The 3,142-nt window shown below is 68.3% G+C and carries 2 protein-coding genes; both read right to left on the bottom strand.

All coding sequences use genetic code 11. From position 1 onward, the window contains the following. Window positions 1-82: 82 nt before the first annotated feature. Window positions 83-835, bottom strand: coding sequence for a metallophosphoesterase family protein (locus HUU96_RS13810; RefSeq protein WP_174293326.1), 753 nt, complete (start codon window positions 833-835; stop codon window positions 83-85). A 48-nt stretch (window positions 836-883) separates the two neighbouring features. Beyond that, window positions 884-3,142, bottom strand: a 2,259-nt coding sequence (locus HUU96_RS13805) for a TonB-dependent receptor (protein ID WP_174293325.1), incomplete at its 5' end; no start/stop codon positions are given.

Below are 3,142 nucleotides of genomic sequence, written 5' to 3'. Positions count from 1 at the left end.
CGTCGAGATGCGCGGCGAAACGGGTGTAGAGCGTCATGGTCCGCGCGGCTTACGGGCGGGCGTGCCGCGCGGCAATGCCGGGTTACGCCAGCACCTCGGCCGTCGTCCCCTCGATCACGACGCAGCTCAGCCGGCCGGTGGCATAGGCACCCGTATCGACCCCGATCCGCTGCGGCAGCAGTTCGACCGCCTCGGCGATGGTGTGGCCGTGAACGACGCGATGCGGCCCCGGCCGCGTGCTGGCGAGGAACGGCTCGCGGATCCACAACAGGTCCTCGCGCCGTTGCCGGTCGAGTGCGACGCCGGGACGGATGCCGGCATGGACGAACAGGAAGCCGCCAAGCTCGATGGTCACCTTCAGATCGCGCAGGAAGGCGAGATGCGCCGCCGGCATCGCCTCGGCCAGCGCGATCGCCAGCCGGCGCGGATCGGCGACGGTCGCGTCGTCGCCGGCATCGACGCCATAGCTCGCCACCGTCGCGCGCCCGCCCCAATGGAGCCACGCCGCCCCCGCGACCGGGTCGGCAAGGAACCGGAGCAGCGCATCCTCGTGATTGCCGAGCAGGCAGCGCGCCGGCAGCCCGGCAAAGCGATGGGTCGCCAGCTGCTCGATCACCCTTGGCGTGCCCGGGCCGCGGTCGACATAGTCGCCGAGGAAGATCACCAACGCCTCCCCCGCCACCGGCCGGCGGGCGAGGTCGTCGCCGATCTGCCGCTCGACCTGGCTCAGGCAGTCGTCGCGGCCATGGACGTCGCCGATCGCATAGACCCGCAACCCCGCCGGCAACCTATGGTCCGGGGCGGGCCCGCGGCGGCGCAGGGGAAACAGCGACATGCCCCCGCGCCTACCGCTCCCGGCGACGCCATGCCAGCGGGACGAGCGTCAGAACGACTTGGAGACGGTGCCGCCGACGGTGCGCGGGTCGCCGGGCTGCCCGACCACCAGCCCGGTGCTGCCCGACTGGGTCGCCAGCACCTCGTAATAGTTGCGATCGAAGGCGTTGCGCACCCAGGCGAAGGCGTTGAACCGCGCGGTCTTGAAGCCGAGCCGGAAGTCGCTGAGCGAGTAGCCGCGCACGTTCGTGTACGCCGACAGCGACGGGTTGGACGAGAAGTGCGACCGATAGCTGCCGTCATAACCCAGGTAGAATTGTCCGTCGCTGCCGACCAGCCGCGCCGGCAGGTCGTATTCGCCGCCGAACGACGCCGCCCAGCGCGAGACGCCCGGCAGCACCTGGCCGGAGATGTTGCACGACGCCGGGCTGATGCCGCCCGCGGTGCCGGCGGGGCTGGTGGTGCCGGTCGGTACGCCGTTGGTCAGCGCCTGCGCGGTGCCGCCGGACAGCTCGGGCGGGCATGGCGCATCGACGAAGCGGACATATTTGGCGTCGGTGTAGGTGCCGTTGGCATAGACGTTGAGCGCACGCGTCGGGCGGAATGCCGAATCCACCTCGATGCCGCGTGAGCGGACCTGGCCCGCGTTGGACAGGTAGCCGCGCAACACCGCATACTGGCTGTTGTTCACCGTCGCCTGATAGTCGAAGATGTTGGTCCAGAAGGCGGCGAGGTTCACCGTCGCGCGGCGGTCGAGCAATTGGGTCTTGAGGCCCAGCTCATAATGGTCGACCTTCTCCGGCTTGACCGTCGCCGACGCGAGGATCGGATCGTTGTTGCCGTCGAGCGGCAGGCCCGACAGGTTGACGCCCGCCGACTTGTAGCTGCGCGCATAGGTGGCATAGGCATGGATGTCGGGCGTCACCGTATAGGCGGCGGTGACGTCGCCCGAGACGTTCCACTTGCTGAGGTGCGGCGTGTAGGCCTGCGGCGCGAGGACGCCGCACTGATCCTTCACAACCGTGTTCGCCTGCGCAGCCGCCGAGCAGTTGAGGGTCGCGCCGGTGCCGGTGGTGATGACCGCGACATAGCCGGCGTCCTTCTTGTCGTAGTTGACGCGGATGCCGGGCGCGATCGAGAAGGCGTCGGTGACATGCCAGGTCAGCGTGCCGAAACCGGCCGCACTGGTGTTGTGCAACGAGCTGGTCACCGTTTGGGTCAGGCCGTTGAGCACCGCCGGGTTGTTGCTGTCCGCGGCGGGGTTGGTCGAGGGTGCGAGCAGATATTTGCTCGCCGCCGGACCCTGGACCTGCAGCCCCTGCACGTCGACGATCTGGTGGAAATAGAACAGTCCAGCGACATAGTCGATCTTGCGCGTGCCGTTGGAGGCGACCCGCAGTTCCTGCGAGACCTGGTACTGCTGCGACGTGTTGGCCGACACGGTGGTGACCGGCAGGCCGATATAGTCGCGGTCGCTATTAGGCACCCAGTCCCAGAACCGGTACGCGCTGACCGACGTCACCGTCGCGCCGCCAAGGTCGAGATTGGCGACCAGCGAGGTGCCGCCGATCTTCTGCCGCGCGATCGGCTGGGTGTCGAGGTCGGTGACCCGGTCGAACGAATTGGTCGACGGCACCGCATAGTTCTGCGCGGCGGTCAGCGCGGCGTACTGGCGGTTGGTCGGCCGCTGCGTCGCACCGACGCGGGCGTAATATTGCACGCAGCAATCGGGGTTCTGGCGGTTGAAGTCGCCATACAGCGTCAGGTCCAGCGTCGGCGTCGCGTGCCACAGCAGCTGGCCGCGCACGCTCTGATTGTCCTGGCTGTTCTGATATTCGTTCAACCGGGTATTGTAGATCGTCCCCCGCCGGGTGGTGATCGAGGCCGACAGCCGCAGCGCCAGCGTGTCGGCGACCAGAGGCCCGGACACCGACGCCTTGCCCTGGAAGAAGTCGTAATTGCCGCCGGTCAGCTCGACCCGCGCCTCTGGCGTGAAGCTTGGTGCCCGCGAGATGACGTTGATCGCGCCGGCGGTGGTGTTCTTGCCGTACAGCGTCCCCTGCGGCCCGCGCAGCACCTCGATCCGCTCGATATCGGTGAAGTCGAAGGTCGCCGCGGCGATGCGCGCGTTATAGACCTGGTCGACATAGATGCCGACGCCCTGCTCGATGCCGTCGTTGGTCAGCCCGAACGGCGCGCCGAGGCCGCGGATGTTGGCGGCCGAGTTGCGCGGGTTGGTCGAATAGAATTGCAGGGACGGCTGCAGCTGGGTCAGCCGGTTGACGTTGTACGTCCCCGTCTCGGCGAG

Source organism: Sphingomonas bacterium, assembly GCF_903644135.1.
GTDB lineage: Bacteria > Pseudomonadota > Alphaproteobacteria > Sphingomonadales > Sphingomonadaceae > Sphingomonas.
This window is presented reverse-complemented; position numbering and strand designations above follow the sequence as displayed.